General features: G+C 59.3%; 16 protein-coding genes. 12 read left to right on the forward strand and 4 right to left on the reverse strand.

Annotated elements, in window-relative coordinates:
- Positions 1–226: 226 nt before the first annotated feature.
- Together KBP52_RS26595 and KBP52_RS26600 are read left to right on the forward strand one after the other, a co-directional pair.
- Entirely contained in the window at positions 227–1,693 is a 1,467-nt protein-coding gene (locus KBP52_RS26595; RefSeq protein ID WP_212621311.1) for a cytosine permease, read from the forward strand.
- Positions 1,686–2,615: a PfkB family carbohydrate kinase gene (locus KBP52_RS26600; RefSeq protein ID WP_212621312.1), complete on the forward strand. Its 930-nt coding sequence runs from the start codon at positions 1,686–1,688 to the stop codon at positions 2,613–2,615. The genes KBP52_RS26595 and KBP52_RS26600 overlap by 8 nt, the downstream gene beginning before the upstream one ends.
- 146 nt (positions 2,616–2,761) lie before the next feature.
- Here KBP52_RS26600 and KBP52_RS26605 read toward each other — a convergent pair whose 3' ends face one another.
- The 4 genes from KBP52_RS26605 to KBP52_RS26620 all read right to left on the reverse strand — a co-directional run bounded on the left by KBP52_RS26605 (position 2,762) and on the right by KBP52_RS26620 (position 5,448).
- The gene (locus tag KBP52_RS26605; RefSeq protein WP_016986009.1) at positions 2,762–3,019 is read right to left on the reverse strand and encodes a hypothetical protein; all 258 of its coding nucleotides are present in this window, start codon (positions 3,017–3,019) and stop codon (positions 2,762–2,764) included.
- A 44-nt stretch (positions 3,020–3,063) separates the two neighbouring features.
- The gene (locus KBP52_RS26610) at positions 3,064–3,405 is read right to left on the reverse strand and encodes a hypothetical protein (RefSeq protein ID WP_008085503.1); all 342 of its coding nucleotides are present in this window, start codon (positions 3,403–3,405) and stop codon (positions 3,064–3,066) included.
- A gap of 82 nt (positions 3,406–3,487) precedes the next feature.
- Complete coding sequence (locus KBP52_RS26615) at positions 3,488–4,684, reverse strand: MFS transporter (protein WP_212621313.1); 1,197 nt, start codon at positions 4,682–4,684, stop codon at positions 3,488–3,490.
- Between the two features lie 110 nt (positions 4,685–4,794).
- On the reverse strand, positions 4,795–5,448 hold the full coding sequence (locus KBP52_RS26620; RefSeq protein ID WP_212621314.1) for an HD domain-containing protein: 654 nt from the start codon (positions 5,446–5,448) through the stop codon (positions 4,795–4,797).
- Positions 5,449–5,675: 227 nt separating this feature from the next.
- Between KBP52_RS26620 and KBP52_RS26625 the strand changes: the two genes are divergently transcribed.
- From KBP52_RS26625 to KBP52_RS26670, 10 genes are all read left to right on the forward strand, one after another.
- Positions 5,676–6,155, forward strand: a complete 480-nt coding sequence (locus tag KBP52_RS26625; RefSeq protein WP_007908312.1) for a GNAT family N-acetyltransferase — start codon at positions 5,676–5,678, stop codon at positions 6,153–6,155.
- Between the two features lie 159 nt (positions 6,156–6,314).
- The gene (locus tag KBP52_RS26630; RefSeq protein ID WP_212621315.1) at positions 6,315–6,977 is read left to right on the forward strand and encodes a hypothetical protein; all 663 of its coding nucleotides are present in this window, start codon (positions 6,315–6,317) and stop codon (positions 6,975–6,977) included.
- Complete coding sequence (locus KBP52_RS26635; RefSeq protein WP_016986005.1) at positions 6,974–7,468, forward strand: PAAR domain-containing protein; 495 nt, start codon at positions 6,974–6,976, stop codon at positions 7,466–7,468. The genes KBP52_RS26630 and KBP52_RS26635 overlap by 4 nt, the downstream gene beginning before the upstream one ends.
- A 5-nt stretch (positions 7,469–7,473) precedes the next feature.
- Positions 7,474–8,208: a hypothetical protein gene (locus KBP52_RS26640; RefSeq protein WP_077574055.1), complete on the forward strand. Its 735-nt coding sequence runs from the start codon at positions 7,474–7,476 to the stop codon at positions 8,206–8,208.
- On the forward strand, positions 8,205–8,735 hold the full coding sequence (locus tag KBP52_RS26645) for a hypothetical protein (RefSeq protein WP_077574054.1): 531 nt from the start codon (positions 8,205–8,207) through the stop codon (positions 8,733–8,735). The genes KBP52_RS26640 and KBP52_RS26645 overlap by 4 nt, the downstream gene beginning before the upstream one ends.
- A 105-nt stretch (positions 8,736–8,840) precedes the next feature.
- Complete coding sequence (locus KBP52_RS26650) at positions 8,841–9,830, forward strand: 2-dehydro-3-deoxygalactonokinase (RefSeq protein ID WP_212621316.1); 990 nt, start codon at positions 8,841–8,843, stop codon at positions 9,828–9,830.
- 19 nt (positions 9,831–9,849) lie between these two features.
- A complete protein-coding gene (locus KBP52_RS26655; RefSeq protein WP_212621317.1) occupies positions 9,850–10,470 on the forward strand; it encodes a 2-dehydro-3-deoxy-6-phosphogalactonate aldolase in 621 nt (206 codons plus the stop codon).
- 61 nt (positions 10,471–10,531) lie between these two features.
- On the forward strand, positions 10,532–11,680 hold the full coding sequence (dgoD, locus tag KBP52_RS26660) for a galactonate dehydratase (RefSeq protein WP_064391479.1): 1,149 nt from the start codon (positions 10,532–10,534) through the stop codon (positions 11,678–11,680).
- Between the two features lie 170 nt (positions 11,681–11,850).
- Entirely contained in the window at positions 11,851–13,161 is a 1,311-nt protein-coding gene (locus KBP52_RS26665; RefSeq protein WP_212621318.1) for an MFS transporter, read from the forward strand.
- A 61-nt stretch (positions 13,162–13,222) separates the two neighbouring features.
- On the forward strand, positions 13,223–14,026 hold the full coding sequence (locus KBP52_RS26670; protein ID WP_034155326.1) for an IclR family transcriptional regulator: 804 nt from the start codon (positions 13,223–13,225) through the stop codon (positions 14,024–14,026).
- Positions 14,027–14,032: the final 6 nt, after the last annotated feature.

A 14,032-nucleotide genomic window follows, 5' to 3' on the forward strand; every position in this document is an offset into this window, starting at 1 on the left:
AGCCGAAGTCTTCGCGAGCAGGTCGAATCGTCGCACCGTCGCTCCCACAGGGGTTATGTGAACGCCACAAATCCAATGTGGGAGCGAGCCTGCTCGCGAAGGCCGCACCGCAAATTTCGAATTTTCAACCCGCAATGGATCGCGCAGACAGGCCGAGGACGGCCGCGATGTCTTGTCGTTTTGCATCATTGCCACAACCACAAAAAAGGCAAACAGGAGCACCTTCATGAGTTCATCAAACGCCGGGCAAAGCGCCGGGCAACTGGAAACCCGCGGCATCGAACCGGTGCCGGAAGCCGAGTGCAACGGCCATCCGCTGCAACTGTTCTGGGTCTGGTTCGCCGCCAACATCTCCATCCTCGGCCTGCCGCTGGGCGCCACGCTGGTGGCGTTTCGCGGGCTGGCGATCTGGCAGGCGATCATCGTCGCGATCATCGGTGCTGCCGGTTCGTTCGCGGTGGTCGGGATCATCTCGATTGCCGGTCGCCGTGGCCGCGCGCCGAGCCTGACCTTGTCGCGGGCGATCTTCGGCGTACGCGGCAATATCGGCCCGACACTGGTCTCGCTGATGTCGCGTCTCGGTTGGGAAACCGTCAACACCACCACTGCCGCATTCGTGCTGTTGTCGCTGTGCTCGATTCTGTTCGGCTCACCGGTCGAAGCGAAAAGTGCGCCGATACTGACGCTGATCTTCATCGCGATTTTCGTCCTGCTGACCCTGTCGGTGTCCGGCCTCGGCCATGCGACCTTGCTGGTGATCCAGAAGTGGGCGAACTACGTGTTCGGCGCGCTGAACATTCTCGTTGGCGGCTTCCTCTGCGCGACCATCGACTGGAGCGCGGTATTCAACGCCACGCCGGCGCCGATGAGCGCAATGATCATCGGTATCGGCACCATGGCCGCCGGCACCGGTATCGGTTGGGCCAACGCTGGCGCCGACATGTCGCGCTATCAGCACCGCAGCGTCAAGGCTGTGCGTCTGGTCGCGTCTGCCGCATTCGGCGCGGGTATTCCGCTGGTGCTGCTGATCACCCTCGGCGGCTTGCTCTCGGTGGGCAACAACGACCTCGCCTCGGCGACTGACCCGATCGTGGCAATTCGCGACATGCTGCCAACCTGGATGGCCGTGCCGTACCTGATCACCGCATTCGGTGGCTTGCTGCTGTCGAACAACCTGTCGGTGTACTCCGCCGGGCTGACCACGCTGACTCTCGGCCTCAAGGTCAAACGCGTCTACGCGGTAGTGGTCGATATCGTCGCGATCTTCGCCGGTTCGATCTACTTCATGCTGATCGCCGACAGCTTCTACGGCCCGTTCATTACCTTCATTTCCCTGCTGGCGGTGCCGATCACTGCGTGGGTCGGGATCTTCGTCGTCGACCTGATTCACCGTCATTATTACAGCCCGAAAGACCTGCTCGACGTCAGCCCGAGCAGCGCCTATTGGTATCGCGGCGGCATCGAGTGGCGTGCGTTCGGTGCATGGGCGATTGCCATCGTCCTCGGCTTCAGTTTCACCACCATCGGCACCACCGCTGAAAACGTCTGGTTCAAAGGCTTCCTGTCCGACTCTTGGCTGGGCCACAACGGCCTCGGCTGGATCGTGACCTTCGTCGTCGCTGGTGGCATTTACTTCGTCCTCGGCGGGGCGAAAGATCGCCGCGCCGCGCAAACCGAGAATGCTCATGCCTAAGATGTTGCACACCGGCCAGGTCATCATCGACCTGGTCATGGCCGTGGATAAACTGCCGCAGATTGGCGGTGACGTGCTGGCGCAGTCGGCCGGTTTCGAAGCCGGCGGCGGTTTCAACGTGATGGCGGCGGCGGTGCGCAATGGCCTGCCGGTGGTGTATCTCGGTCGCCATGGCACTGGGCGTTTCGGTGATCTCGCGCGCCAGGCGATGAACGCCGAGGGGATTCACATCGGCATCACCGAACCCGCACAGAAAGACACCGGTTTGTGTGTGGCGCTGACCGATGCGTCGGCCGAGCGCAGTTTCATTTCCTACATCGGCGCTGAAGGTGAAGTGACTGAGGCGGATCTGAACAGCGTGCCGGCCGAGTCGGGCGATTACGTTTATCTCAGCGGCTACAGCCTGCTCCACGAAGGCAAGGCCCAAGCGTTGCTTGACTGGACGTTGGCGCTACCGGACTCGATCAATGTTGTGTTCGATCCGGGCCCGTTGGTGGAGTCGCCGGATTCGCCGCTGATGCAGGCGCTGTTGCCGCGCATCGATGTGTGGACCAGCAACAGTGTTGAAGCACTGCGGTTTACTGGTGCTGATGATATTGGCGTGGCGCTGGATCGTCTCGCTGAACATCTGCCCAAAGAAGTGCTGATGGTGGTGCGGGACGGGCCGCAGGGTTGCTGGATTCATCAGGGCGATGAGCGTCGGCATGTGCCGGGGTTTGCCGTGAAAGCGCTGGACAGCAACGGCGCCGGTGATGCTCATGCCGGGGTATTTGTCGCCGGGTTGGCGCAGGGCTTGTCTGCCCATGAAGCGGCGCGGCGGGCGAATGCGGCAGCGGCTTTGGCGGTGACGCGCTGGGGGCCGGCGACCTCGCCGGGGGCAGATGAAGTGGATGCATTTATCCGCGAGTCCGGCGACGCCTGATAGATAGCTTTCGCGAGCAGGCTCGCTCCCACAATGGAATGCATTTCAAATGTGGGAGCGAGCCTGCTCGCGAAAGGGCAATTAGTTTCAACACACAATTCAATCCTGGATACCGCTCGCCGCATCGGCAACGAGCGGCCGCATGACTACTGCAGATCCAGCTTGCGCGCCGCCTCAACGCCAGCCGCACTGAGCTTGATCGGCAGGTTCAACGAATGCTCGCCAGCCTCGTTGCAGGTCACATGCCCGTGGTGAATCAGTCCGCGATCCTGCAAAGCGGCGAGGGCGCTGGCCACGACTTTCTCGCCCCGGTAATTGTCCAGCACCTCCTTGCCCAGACCACTCGGATGGGCGTGCAGCAGGCGGGTGAGGACTTCTTTTTCCAGGTTTTTATCGACGTTCATGGTTACCTCTTCATTGGATTGAATAGGACGCTCGCGTCGGCGAACTACTGACCGGAGCCTTCGGAACCGGAGCCACCGGTGGTGGTTTTCGAGCCGATGCCGGGGCCAGCATTGTCTGGCGTTGCGGGGGCATCGGGGGTGTTCATGCCGCCCTGACGGCCCGGATCACTGCCCTGAGTGCGCGGATCGGTACCGGTCGCAGGAGGCTGATTGATCAAAGGCACGCCGGAGCCATCGGTATTCATGCCGGGGGCACTGTTGATGGCGGGGGCGCGTGGCGGGGTCGGGTCGGTAGGGCCAGTGCCCGCTGCGGTGGCGGATGCGGCGAACACCGCAGGGCAGAGCAGGGCGCTGAATACGAAAGCGGTCAACCTTGACGGGATCATAGGGCGTCTCCAGTGATTGGAATCCTTACCTGTCGTTGGTCTGCCCTGTGATCGGATTGGTGCCTGATCAGCGACGAACGGTCTAGGTTGCCTGCGCGGCTTTCAGACTGATCCGCCGCCAGAGCAAACGGCCCAGGGTAATCAACCAGTTGGCCAACGCGACGATCAAAACCGTCAAAAGCAGCGTGCTCATGCCGTGCTCAACGATGATTTTCCCGGCCAGCAACGGGAAACCAAACACACCGATAAAGTACGCAAGACTGAACAGCAACAAGGCCTGTGACGTGGTGCCGGCCGGTGCTTCGTTGGCCGCCAAACCGTTGATCACCGAATAGGTCAGGCCATAACCGACGCCGAGCATCACCGCTGCCAGCAGATAACTGAAGCCGCTGTGCACGCCGAACGCGAACAGCGCAATCGAAGCCAGCATCAGTCCGGACAACAGACACGACGCGCGCAGCGGATCACGTTTGACCACATAACCTGCGATCAACATCCGGCTGCTGATGGCCGCCCCCATGAAACCCAGAAAGAACAGTGAGTAATCCAGCGAGCGGGCGGTGGCATAGCTGGTCTGGAAACTCGACAGACCACCGAACACGCATCCGCCGAGACCGACCATGATGATCGGGAACAGTGCGCGCGAGCCGAGCACTTGGGTGGTCGCTCGCCAAGTGATTCTTGCGGCCGAGGTTACTTGCGTGCTTTTCAATCGAGCCCCGAGTTGCCAGAACAACAGCACGCCAACCAGGCTCGCCAGTGCCGCCAGATAAAACGCCGAGGTCACCGGCAAACCCACTGCACTCGCCGCACGACCTAGCAACGGGCCGCTGCCGATGCCGGTCATCATGCTGCCCGACAACAGCGCGAAGTATTTCGCTCGTTGCGCCGGCGTCACCAGACTGGCGACGATGATCGGCCCCAACGTATAGAAAACGCCCCAACCCAATCCCAACAGCAAGCCGAAAAACAACAGCAGATGACCGAACCCCTGCGTCAGCGCAAAGCCCAGACTCGCCACCACCAGCAACAGCCCGAACAACGCAATCGAACGCGCCGCCCCGAGCCAGTCCGACAAATGCCCGGACACCAGTACCGCGACAAACGTACTGAGCATCGCCGCCGAAATCACACTGCCGGCATCGTGTTCATTGCCACCGCGAGAAGCGATCAGCAGCGACAACAAAAACGTCGAGCCATAGGACAGCGACAGCAGATAACTGGCGAGACAGAACAGGCCGAACAGCTTGCCTGAAACCTTGGGTGTTGCTGGTGACATGACGCGGTTCCTTGACCGGAAAAATTCAGCGGCATCTGTTTAACACGCCCGTCGCCCAACTTAGGTCTGAGGTTAGCGACGTCAGGATTGCTGTGCGCCGGAGTAACGTATCAGGCGATACCGATCTCTTCCTTGAACTGCTCCATGAAGCCCTTCAGACGATGATGACGGACCTGCGCCAGACGCTGGCCGGCGGCAGTCTGGAAACCGTCGGCGAGGTGCAGCAGTTTGGTCTGGAAATGATCGAGGCAAAACCGCTTGTCGTCGTAGTCGCGTTGTTTCGCTTCGGGATCCTGCGGGTCGTACAGCGCCGAGCCCATGCGCCCGGCAATGTAGAAGGTACGGGCGACGCCGAGCATGCCCAGTGAGTCGAGGCGGTCGGCGTCCTGGACGATTTTCGCTTCGAGGGTGAGCGGAGTGAGGTTGGCGGAAAAACTATGGGCTTCGATGGCGTGGGCGACGGCCATGATTTTTTCTTCCGGCCAGTTCAGATCGGCCAGCACTGACGAAGCTTTATCTGCCGCCAGCCGCGAAGCCTGCGAACGCAGCGGTGAATTCTTCTCGACGGCCACGCAATCGTGCAAGAGCACGGCGGCCAGCAGCACCTCAAGATCTCCACCTTCTTCTTCATGCAACGTACGCACGTTGTGCCAGACCCGTTGCAGGTGGGCGAGGTCGTGGGCGCCGTCGTCGGACGGCTCCAGGGCGTGGGGCAGTAACTCTGCTGCCAGTGCCGCCACGGGTGTAAAAAACTCAAGGTTCATAAGCATCCTTTCAGATTGTCTCAGTTCCTGTGGGAGCGAGCCTGCTCGCGAATGCTGTCTGTCAATCAACAATGCAGGTGACTGAAAGGACGCCTTCGCGAGCAGGCTCGCTCCCACAGGGAACTGCAGTGTTTGCAACATTGCGCAGGGTAGTGTGTGTTTTGCCATGTGACGAGCGCCGCTCACCACCTTAGTATGGCGTTTTCCTCTTCCGACAAGGCCCGTCCATGACGATCGAAATCCGCCCGGCGACCCCCAGCGATGCCCCGCAAATCCTCGCCTTCATTACTGAACTCGCCGATTTCGAAAAGGCCCGCCACGAAGTCATCGCCAGCGTTGCCGACATCGAACGCAGCCTGTTCGGCGAAGGCGCCACCGCTCACGGTCTGATTTGCCTGCGCGATGGACTGCCGATCGGTTTCGCAGTGTTCTTCTTCAGCTACTCGACCTGGCTGGGCAGCAACTGCCTGTACCTCGAAGACCTCTACATTACCCCCGAACAACGCGGCGGCGGTGCTGGCAAAACCCTGTTGCGCCATCTGGCAAAAATTGCCTGCGACAACGACTGCGGCCGCTTCGAATGGAGCGTGCTTGACTGGAACACCCCGGCGATCGAATTCTACAAATCCCTCGGCGCGCAACCTCAGGAAGAGTGGGTGCGCTACCGCATGGATGGCCAGGTCCTGCGGGAGTTTGCCGAAGGCTGATCGTAACGATGGCAATACAATGCTAATTCGATTGTCGCCAGCGCTCTAGTCCGGCATTCTACGCGCCATTTTTGCGCGCTCACGGACGACACCTGCAATGCCTCTGGCACAACTTCTCCACGCCCGTGGAACCTTCGCTGCGTCAACGAGTGACTGGCGATGAGCGGACTACGGGCGTCAATGCGTCTGTATGGCCTGGTGAAAAACTCAGGCTTGAGCGACAACCCCCAGCGCCAACCGGTCGACATTCTGTGCATGACAAATCGTACGGGCGGCAGCGCCATTCGTGCGTTCGTGTCACGCCTTGATGCCGAGTTGATGACCCGCAGTGCCGGGCTCGCCGAGTACCGCGTGATACCGCTGCGCACCTTCGATCCGACGGCGTTTATCGACGCCCATCAGGGCTGGCTGACGCTGCACATTTGCTGTGGTTTCGTCGCCCCTGCCGGGCATTCGCTGCTCAAGGACGGCGGGTTGATGCCGATGGGCTGGTACGTCTATTCCGAGATCGGCCAGTGGACGGCCCAGCATCATCTCGACTTCGGCGCACAAATGGCCGAACTGCTGCAATCGACTTACGAGCGTAATCACCTGCGCAACTACAACGCCTGGCTCAACGAACTCGACGACGCCTCGCCGGCTGAACTGGCCTGGCAAACCGACGAAGCCTGGCAACACCTGCAAACCGCCGCATCACCCGACAGCCGTGAGCATTGCCACGCCCTGTTCGACCCCGTCGACAATCGCTGGCGCTTCGCCGCGACCGACATCGATATTCATCAGCCGCACCCGGAACCCCTGAAGCAAGGAGCTTTGAATTGAGTGGTAAACCCGCTGCACGCGTCACCGACCCGACCGCCTGTCCATTGCCAGGCCATGGCACCAACCCGATTGCCTCCGGCTCGCCGAACGTCTTCTTCGACGGCCTCGCCGCCGCGCGCATGACCGATAAATCGGCGTGCGGCAGTCCGATTACCGGAGCCGTTTCCGGCACGGTTTTTATCAACGGCCTGAACGCGGCCACGCTCGACAGCACCGGAGGCCACGGCAATGTCGTGGTGGGTGGCTCGGGGACGGTGATTATCGGCCAGAGTGGCGGCGGGGCAGCGTTTAGCGGATTGCTGCCGATGCCGGTGCATTTTACGGACAGGTTGCAAGTGGTTAACGAGGCGACTGGCGAGCCTATCCCCGATCATCCGTATGCGATCCAGCGAGGTGATGGGCGCATAGAACATGGCATCACCAATGAGCAGGGCTTTACCCATATGGTGAGTTCTCACTTGGCTGAAACTATTAAATTGTTTGTAGAGTGATCGAAATGGAAGTCGAAAATCCTGCACTCAGAGACTGCAAAACTGAAGTGGCTGGTCATGAGTTGACCTGCAAGACTGACCAGAGCGTCAAGCAAGTTACTGTCAAAGTGAAAAAGGTAGCCGTTTTCTTTATTGGCGGTGCTGGGGATAAAGAGGAGTATTATCAGAATGAACCTCCTCATCATAACGTGCAAAATGCGTGGAATCAGTTGTCGAACAGACTGTCTCCGGAACAAAAGCTCGACGTTAATTTGCCTTATATAAGCTATAAGGATGTTCGCGGTGAGAAGGATATCGAGAAGTATGTAATACGCCCGTTAAAAGGTGATAAGACGGTTTATCTTGTGATTGTTGGTCATAGCCTTGGGGGGTGGAATGGTGCACATTTGACCTCGATTTTGAAAGAGCGAGGTTATACAGTCAAGATGTTGGTAACACTCGATCCTGTTGGCGGTGGTACAGGTGTATGGATGTTCTCTGATATCTATTTTACGACGCCAAAGCCCGTGGCAGATTACTGGATAAATATATTGGCATCCCCCAAGGAAAAAGACGATTCAGATACTGTTGCCAGTTTGGGAGAGCGCTGGATCATGACATCTGGACCGAATATAAATGAGGCGGTCAGTGCGAATCACCGGCAAGCAGGTATGCTGTTCGCCTCCAAACTTCAAAGTGGAAAGTCTGCGTGCGATATAGTTTATGAGCGAGTGACTCAATATTTGGAATCGAAAAAATGATACGACTATTTATTCTGCTGACGATGCTTCTATGTAGTTCTTGTGCCAAGCGGCCGATTCTTCCTGATACCGAGATTGAATTCATTTCTGTCGCTACAGGGGGCGATAGTTTGTCTTGGAATGTTCGCTTTAGTTCGAAGACCGATGTGTTGAATTTTTTTAAGGATGCGACGGGAGAAACACAGTTGGGTGAAACATTGTTTTGCTCTCTGGATAAAGAGCTTGAATTTGAAAACTCCGATAAATTGACCAATTATTTTGTTGGTAATCTTGTTGAGGTTGACGCCGATAAGTCTGGTTTAGACCATATTTATACGTCTAGATTGTCCGCAGTGAGAAAGGAGGATGAGGGCGTTTCAAATGTTTTCATGAGCGCGGAAGAACTGCTGGCATTATTAAATGAACGTAACGCCGTCTCTTGCAGAGTGTTTACCTCAGCTTACTCATTCGGGGGATACTATTCGAAGTCAATGCTGATTCCAGCAACTGACCTCGTACACGTCATTGAACAGCAGCGCGTGCAATGATTGCTTTATCCCATAATGTGGGATGCAAAATTACATATTGAGATTTAGCGCCTGAGAGGTCTATAGTCCGTCGCACTCACTGCCAAAAACAAAACAGGTGAAGCGATGCTGGCGCAATTGATCGCGCTCGACTGGGGGACGACCTCATTACGTGCTTACAAACTCGCGGCGGGTGGTGTGGTGCTGGAGCAGCGCGCGCTGTCGTCCGGGATCATGCAACTGCCGAAGACTCCGCGAGTCATCAACGGTCGCGAATGCGCCGATGGTTTTGAACTGGCCTTCGACGAGGCATGCGGCGACTGGCTCGATGCGCAGCCTGATCTGCCGGTGATTGCCTGCGGCATGGTCGGCAGTGCGCAGGGCTGGCGTGAAGCGGCCTACTGCGAGACGCCGGCGAACGTCGCCAATCTCGGAAACTCCCTACAAACAGTTGTCAGTCTGCGCGGCACCCGCGTGCATATCGTGCCGGGTGTGATTCAGCGTTCGCGTCTGCCGAACGTGATGCGCGGCGAAGAAACCCAAGTGCTCGGCGTGTTGCAGAATCTGCCGATTGAGGCGGGTGCTGATCTGTTGATCGGCCTGCCGGGCAGCCACTCGAAATGGGTCGACGTGGTCGATGGCTGCATCACTCATTTCGATACCTTCATGACCGGCGAAGTATTCGCCGTGCTCAGTGAGCACAGCATCCTCGGCCGGACCCTGAAGCAAGGCGCGATGTTCGATGCTCTGGCATTTGACCGTGGTGCGCAGGTTGCTCTGTCGGCGGACGGCGAACTCGGTGTGCTGTCGACGTTGTTCAGCGCCCGAACCCTGGGCTTGACCGGCGAACTCAGCCCGACCGAGCAGGCGGATTATCTGTCCGGCCTGATGATCGGCCATGAACTGGCGGCGCTCGCCACGGTTCAGCGCCGTCGCCGCAACAATCCGAATCTTCCTTCGATCATCCTCATCGGCAACGCGCAACTCTGTGCGCGCTACAGCCGTGCCCTCGATGCCTGCGGGTTCGCCAACGTGACGCTGGCCGAACAGGCCACCGAGCGTGGCCTGTGGCAACTGGCGCTGGCCGCCGGACTGATTGATTCCTCATCCCGTTAACCCTGACTGGAGGCCTGACATGCTCAAGCAAGCACTGGCGCAAAACGGTCTGATCGCGATCCTGCGGGGCCTGCATCCGCAGGAAGCCGCCGCTGTCGGAGAAGTCCTGTATGCGGCCGGATTTCGCGTCATCGAAGTACCGCTCAATTCCCCTTCGCCGTACGAAAGTATCCGCATCCTGCGCAAGACCTTGCCCGCCGATTGCCTGATCGGTGCCGGCACGGTGCTGACGCCGGAACAGGTCGGGTTGGTGAAAGAAGCCGGCGGCCAAGTGATCGTCATGCCGCACAGCGACGCCAAGGTGTTACGCGCAGCAAAAGCGGCGGGGCTGTACTTATCGCCGGGTGTCGCCACGCCGACCGAAGCCTTCGCGGCGCTGGAGGAGGGCGCGGACATTCTCAAGCTGTTCCCGGCCGAGCAGATGGGCCCGGCGGTCGTCAAAGCCTGGCTCGCAGTGTTGCCGGCGGGGACGGTGCTGGCGCCGGTCGGCGGCATCACGCCGGACAACATGCAGGCGTTTATCGACGCAGGCGTGAAAGGTTTCGGCCTCGGTTCCGGGCTGTTCAAACCGGGCATGACGCCGGAGCAGGTGGCAGTGAATGCCAAGGCCTACGTGGCTGCGTGGAAGGCGCTTCGCTAAGACTTTCTGGCGCTGCGTGCGCTGCATCTAATAAGAGCTGCATTTACAAAAGAGAGCAGAGATGAAAATCACCAAACTCACGACCTTCATTGTCCCGCCGCGCTGGTGTTTCCTCAAGGTCGAAACCGACGAGGGCGTCACCGGTTGGGGCGAGCCCGTGGTCGAGGGCCGCGCGCACACCGTGGCCGCTGCCGTCGAAGAATTGTCCGACTACCTGATCGGCAAAGACCCACGCAATATCGAAGACATCTGGACCGTGCTCTATCGCGGCGGCTTCTACCGTGGCGGCGCGATTCACATGAGTGCGCTGGCCGGCATCGATCAGGCGTTGTGGGACATCAAGGGCAAGGCCCTCGGCGTGTCGGTGAGTGATCTGCTCGGTGGTCAGGTGCGTGACAAGATTCGCGTGTATTCGTGGATTGGCGGCGACCGACCGGCCGATACCGCGCGTGCGGCGCAAGAGGCGGTGAGCCGTGGTTTCACTGCGGTGAAAATGAACGGCACCGAAGAGCTGCAATTTCTCGATACCTTTGAAAAAGTCGATCTGGCGCTGGCCAACGTCGCCGCCGTGCGTGACGCGGTCGGGCCGAACGTCGGTATCGGCGTCGACTTTCATGGCCGCGTGCACAAGCCGATGGCCAAGGTGCTGATGAAGGAACTCGACCCGTACAAACTGATGTTTATCGAAGAGCCGGTGCTCAGCGAAAACTACGAAGCGCTGAAAGAGCTGGCGCCGTTGACCAGCACACCGATTGCCCTCGGCGAGCGGCTGTTCTCGCGTTGGGACTTTAAACGCGTGTTGAGCGAAGGCTATGTCGACATCATCCAGCCGGATGCTTCCCATGCCGGCGGAATCACCGAAACCCGCAAGATCGCCAACATGGCCGAGGCCTACGACGTCGCGCTGGCCCTGCATTGCCCGCTGGGGCCGATTGCGCTGGCGGCGTGTTTGCAATTGGACGCGGTTTGTTACAACGCGTTTATCCAGGAGCAGAGCCTGGGCATCCATTACAACGAGAGCAACGATTTGCTCGACTACGTGAAGGATCCACGGGTGTTCGATTACGACAAAGGCTTCGTGAAGATTCCGAACGGGCCGGGCCTGGGCATCGAGATCAACGAGGAATACGTGATCGAGCGCGCGGCGGTCGGGCATCGCTGGCGCAACCCGATCTGGCGTCATGCCGATGGCAGTTTTGCCGAGTGGTGATTCCCTTCTGATTCACCACAGTTCAAATGTAGGAGTGAGCCTGCTCGCGATTCGATGTGACATCCAGAATTGATGTTACAGACAAGACGCTATCGCGAGCAGGCTCACTCCTACAGGGATTTGTGCAGGCCTCAGGCCGACCTCAATAAACATAAAAAGAGGCTCTCCCCATGCAACCGCAAACCCTCACCGGGCAGGCGTCTTTAGTCACGCCCAGCCGTAAGCGGTTTTTCATCATGGTGTTGCTGTTCATCACCGTGGTCATCAACTACCTCGACCGCAGCAACCTGTCGATTGCCGCGCCAGCCCTGACCAGTGAGCTGAGTATCGACCCGATTCACGTCGGCCTGATCTTCTCTGCGTTCGGCTGGACCTACGCCGCCATGCAGATCCCCGGCGGCTGGCTGGTCGATCGTGTGCCGCCGCGCATTCTTTACAGCGTCGCGTTGCTGCTGTGGTCGCTGGCCACGGTGATGCTCGGTTTCGCGGCCAGTTTCATCGCATTGTTCGTGCTGCGCATGGCGGTCGGTGCACTGGAAGCACCGGCGTATCCAATCAATAGCCGCGTAGTGACGACCTGGTTTCCCGAGCGTGAGCGCGCCACGGCGATCGGTTTCTACACCTCCGGGCAGTTCGTTGGTCTGGCATTCCTGACCCCGGTGCTGGCCTGGCTGCAACACGAGTTCGGCTGGCACATGGTGTTTGTCGCCACCGGCGCGGTGGGCATCATTTGGGCGGCGATCTGGTACGCGGTCTATCGCGAGCCACGGGATTTCAAAGGCGCCAACGAAGCGGAAATCGACCTGATCCGTGAAGGCGGTGGTCTGGTCGATATTCAGCAGGAATCGGCCAAGGTCAAAGCCAAATTCAGCTGGACCGACTTGGGCATCGTGCTGACCAAACGCAAGTTGTGGGGCATCTACCTCGGCCAGTTCTGCCTGAACTCGACGCTGTGGTTTTTCCTCACCTGGTTCCCGACTTATCTGGTGAAGTATCGCGGCATGGACTTCATCAAGTCTGGCCTGTTGGCGTCGCTGCCGTTTCTCGCAGCGTTCGTTGGCGTTTTGTGTTCGGGGTTCTTTTCCGATTTCTTGATCCGTCGCGGCTACACCGTCGGCTTTGCGCGCAAGTTGCCGATCATCGGCGGGCTGCTGATTTCCACCTCGATCATCGGCGCCAACTTCGTTGAATCGACGCCGCTGGTGATTGCCTTCCTGGCGTTGGCGTTCTTCGGCAACGGTCTGGCCTCGATCACCTGGTCGCTGGTGTCGACCTTGGCGCCGGCGCGTTTGCTAGGGCTGACCGGCGGGGTGTTCAACTTCATCGGCAACCTGTCGGCGATTGCCACGCCGATCGTCATCGGCTTCCTCGCCAGTGGCGATTCGTTCGCGCCAGCGATCACCTATATCGCGGTGCTCGCCTTGATCGGTGCTTTGTCCTACGTGCTGCTGGTCGGCAAGGTCGAGCGTATCGAGTTGTAGTGGTCTGCGTCGGGCGACCATAATGCCGCCCGTTCCTTCGCTCAACGGTAAAAGGCTGGATATGCAGGAAGACGCCCCGGAAAAAACCAAGGACGCCGCGCCCACCGGCACGCAAACGCTGTTGCGCGGCCTCGGTGTGGTGCAAGCGGTGGCCAGTGGCGCCCGTGATCTTAAAGAGATTGCCCGGCTGATCGGCACCACGCGCAGCACCACCCATCGTCTGGCCAGTTGCCTGGTTGATGAGCGTTACCTGCGCGTGGTGCCGCAAGTCGGTTACCTGCTCGGGCCGAAGCTGATCGAGCTGGGTTTTCAGGCGCGCGAAGAGTTGCCGCTGGTGACCTTGGCCGGGCCGTATCTGGACGAGTTGTCGGCGCTGACCGGCGACACCGTGCACTTGGGCATTCGTGAAGGCGATGAAGTGCTGTATCTGCTGAAGAATCCGGGGCGTAATGGCCCGGAAATGCGCTCGCGGGTCGGCCATCGCATGCCGTTGGCGCGCACCGGGATTGGCAAGGCGTTGATGCTCGATGATTCGCCGAAAGATTGGCAACGTCTGTACGACATCAGTCTGCCGGCAGGTGGGAAAAGTCAGTTCTGGCCGCAGCATCCCCAGCAGTCGTGGGAACAGCTTGAGCAGCGCATGACCGAATACGTTGCCGGTGGCTACGCCTTCGATCTGGAAGACAACGAACCGTCGATCCGCTGCGTGGCGGCGCCGATTCGCGATGCGAGCAAGGGCATTGTCGCGGCGATCAGTATCGCCAGCACCGTGCCGTACATGCCGCTGGAAAAAATGGCCGAGCTGATTCCCCTGATCAAAGGGGTCACAGCCCGGCTCTCGGCGGAGCTCGGCTTGAAGGTATAAGGCAGA

Origin of the sequence: Pseudomonas sp. SCA2728.1_7 (genome assembly GCF_018138145.1) — a bacterium.
GTDB classification, from domain to species: Bacteria; Pseudomonadota; Gammaproteobacteria; order Pseudomonadales; family Pseudomonadaceae; genus Aquipseudomonas; species Aquipseudomonas koreensis_A.